We start from the raw sequence: 3,304 nt of genomic DNA, 5'->3' as shown, positions 1-3,304 counted from the left end.
GCGCTGCCGCTGTTCCCCGATCTCTCGCTGGAGACGGGGCGCGCCCGCGGGCTCATCGGGTACCGTCCCACGCCTCACGAGGAGGCACTGGACGCCCTGGCCGAGCGGAGGCTCGCATGACGATCCTGGAACCCTATCGGCAGTTCGCCGACGCCCGCGGCCGGATGCTCGGCGTGATCAACGAGGGGCAATGGGAGGAGATCAACTTCGTGGAGACGGCGGCCGGCCAGGTGCGGGGCGGCCATTTCCACCGCGAGACACGCGAGCTGTTCCTGATCATCAGCGGCGACATCCGCGTGCGCATCGTCGACCAGGGGCGTGACTCGCTGCACGACTTCGGGCCCGGCTCCGTGTTCGTGATCGAACCCGGCGAGTCGCACTGGTTCGAGTCGCTCACGCCGTGTACCTGGATCAACGTGCTCTCGCGCCGCATCGACCCGGCGTGCCCCGACATCGTGCCGGTGGCCGCCCCCGCGGCCTGACCCGAAGCATGGCAGGATGTGCAGAATCCATGAACGACGAGCCGCGCGGCGACGGACGCCCGCGGCGTGCCGATAGCAGACGAGGAGACCCCCGCCCATGAACGTGCTGTTCTCGAATCCTCCCTGGCACCAGCCTGTTCCCCCCGGCGAGCGAAGCTGGCGCGGCGTACGGGCCGGCTCGCGTTGGCCCCACCAGTTCGAGTACGTCAGCAACGGCGTGGTCGACGGCCACATCCCGGAGCTGATCGGCGGCTACATCCCGTTCCCGATCTGGCTGGCGACGGCGACCGCGCTTGCCAAGCAGCACGGCCACGACGCCCAGGCTCGCGACTCGGTCGCCTCCGGCGAGACGTACGAGACCTTCTACGCGCATGTCGCGCGTCGGCAGCCCGACGTCGTCGTCATCGAGACATCGACGCCGACCCTCACGCACGACATCGCCGTGGTCGAGCGGATCCGCCAGGACGTGCCGCACGTGAAGGTGGTGTTCGTCGGCATGCATCACGAGATCGAGGAGCCGTGGTTCCTCGACCGCTACCCGCAGGTCGACTACTGCGTCTTCGGCGAGTACGAGCACTCGACGATCGCGCTGCTCGACCTGCTCGACGGCAAGACCCAGGTGGACATGGCCGACATCGGCGGCCTGGTGTGGCGCAAGGACGGCAAGGGCGTGGCCAACCCGTTCGGCAAGCTGGTGCCGCTCGAGGGGCTGCCCTGGGCCGAGCGCGACGACCTGCCGATGCTCAACTACTACGACGGCGTGTGCGGCCTCGAGCGTCCGCAGCTCCAGCTGATGGCGACGCGCGGCTGCCCGTATGGCTGCACGTTCTGCGGCTGGCCGCAGATGCTCTACCGCGGCCCGAAGTACCGCATCCGCACTGCCGAGGATGTCGCCGCCGAGATCAAGCACAACCTGACCAAGATCCCGTACAAGTCGTTCTACATCGACGACGACACGGTGAACATCAAGAAGGACTACATCCTGCAGCTGGCGCGGGCCATCAAGGACGCCGGCCTCGATTCCATCCGCTGGGGCACGATGGGCCGCGCCGACCTGATGGACGAGGAGATGATCGCGGCGCTCAAGCAGGCCGGGCTCTTCTCGATCAAGTACGGCGTCGAGACCGCCGACCAGGACCTGCTCAACGAGATCAAGAAGAACATCAAGATCTCGGAGGTCATCGAGGGCGTCGAGCTCACCAAGCGCGCAGGCGTGAAGGTGCACCTCACCTTCACCTTCGGGCTGCCGTCCGACACGCCGGAGACGATCGAGAACACCATCCAGCTCGCCTGCCGCCTGCCGGTGGACACGGTGCAGTTCTCGATCACCACGCCGTACCCCGGCACCAAGATGTACGACCAGTACAAGGCCAACGGCTGGCTGCTGCACGAGAACTGGGACGAGTATCTCGGGTCGCACCGCGCTGTCTCGCGCACGGCCAACTTCACGGCCGAGCAGCTCGAGGATGCCGTCAAGTCGGCCTACGCCCGCTTCTGGGAAGAACAGGCGCTGCGTCGGGTGCGCACGCCGCAGTTCGAGCAGGGGCTGCGCGACGCCATCGCGGCCGTCGCCGAGCCGGGCGCGCCGGTGGCGGTGCTGCAGTCGGCCCGCCCCGGCCTCACGCGCGTGATCGTCGCGGCGCTCAAGGACAACGGCTACGAGCCGCACGTGTTCACGCACGCGCGCTTCCTCGCCTCGTTCCAGACGGTGCTGCCCGACGCGCAGATCCACACCTTCGACGCGTCGTTCGACTTCCGGCACGAGGCGCTGGCCGATCGCGCGGCGGAAGTGGCCGCGGCGGTGCCGTTCGTGGCGGCCGTCGTGCCGTACCACAACGCGACCGGGGCCAACTACGACGAGGTCCACAAGGTGGCCGGCGCCCTGACCGGTGGTCCCGTCCTCGGCGTCACCGTCGATGGCGACATCCTGCCGCAGGTCGGCCTGCCTGGGCGCACGACGCCCACGCTCGCACCCGCGGCGGTCTAGCCGCCTGCGCCAGCCGGGCGCCGACCACGATGGTCGGCCCCGGGGCCGCGCCTCCCGCTCCCCAGCCCATGCGCGTACTCGCCCTCGCGGCCCTCGACGTCTCCTACATCCGCGACAACTGGCTGGCCGCCATCAAGGACGTACTCGGCGACGACGCGCTCGTCGTCAACGCCACACCCCTGCTCGCGTGCGGGCCTGCAGGGCTGCACACCACCTACGTCCACCGCATCGTTGCGACGACGAAGGTGGACTGGTGCTTCGTCTACCACGACTACGTCTTCTCGGACTACGACGACGACTTCTTCGGCAACCTGCGCAGTGCCGGCGTCAAGACCACGTGCTTCCATCCGGACGATGAGCCGGAGGTCTGGTACCAGCGCAACCGGAAGTTCGACAGCCGCTACGACGTCGTCGCCTCCCACTCGGCGCGAGGGACTGCCAGGCGCATCAGCGAAGGGCGCCCGACCAGGGCGGTGCACGTGCCGTGGGGTTTCAACCCGACGTTCTTCGACAGGCCGGCGCGGCCGCTCGCCCCGGAGATCGACGTCGTGTTCGTCGGCAAGTACAAGGTCGAGGAGCACGACAGCAAGGCCTTCCGCGAGGATGGGCGTCATCGTGACGACGCGCTCGTGCGTGTGGCGCACTGGTGCGCGCGCCACGGCAAGGTGTTCCGCGTGTTCGGCCACGGCTGGGAGCGGCACCCGCGACTCGCACCGTTCGCAGGCGGACTCCTGAGCCACGCCGACATGCTGCGCGTGCTCCACTCGTCGCGCATCGTCCTCAACCCGGGATGGTCGGCCGATCCGTCCGACACCGCGCCGCAGACCAAGCTGCG

At 68.7% G+C, this 3,304-nt stretch carries 3 protein-coding genes; all 3 read left to right on the top strand.

Features of this window, described 5'->3' with window-relative positions; genetic code table 11:
• Positions 1-116: 116 nt before the first annotated feature.
• A complete protein-coding gene (locus ACIRDX_RS22015; protein WP_396627565.1) occupies positions 117-482 on the top strand; it encodes a cupin domain-containing protein in 366 nt (121 codons plus the stop codon).
• 97 nt (positions 483-579) lie between these two features.
• The gene (locus ACIRDX_RS22010; protein WP_396627564.1) at positions 580-2,469 is read left to right on the top strand and encodes a B12-binding domain-containing radical SAM protein; all 1,890 of its coding nucleotides are present in this window, start codon (positions 580-582) and stop codon (positions 2,467-2,469) included.
• 68 nt (positions 2,470-2,537) lie between these two features.
• Positions 2,538-3,304, top strand: a 767-nt coding sequence (locus ACIRDX_RS22005) for a hypothetical protein (RefSeq protein WP_396627563.1), incomplete at its 3' end; no start/stop codon positions are given.

This window comes from Luteitalea sp., assembly GCF_044337415.1.
In the GTDB taxonomy this organism is placed as follows: Bacteria; Acidobacteriota; Vicinamibacteria; order Vicinamibacterales; family Vicinamibacteraceae; genus Luteitalea.
Note: the sequence above shows the minus strand (reverse complement) of the source record. Positions and strands in the feature narration are given on the sequence as shown.

What these genes read in the sequence shown, in the direction of transcription:
- ACIRDX_RS22015 (WP_396627565.1), top strand. Translation starts at nt 117, where the DNA reads ATGACGATCCTGGAACCCTATCGGCAGTTCGCCGACGCCCGCGGCCGG.
- ACIRDX_RS22010 (WP_396627564.1), top strand. Translation starts at nt 580, where the DNA reads ATGAACGTGCTGTTCTCGAATCCTCCCTGGCACCAGCCTGTTCCCCCC.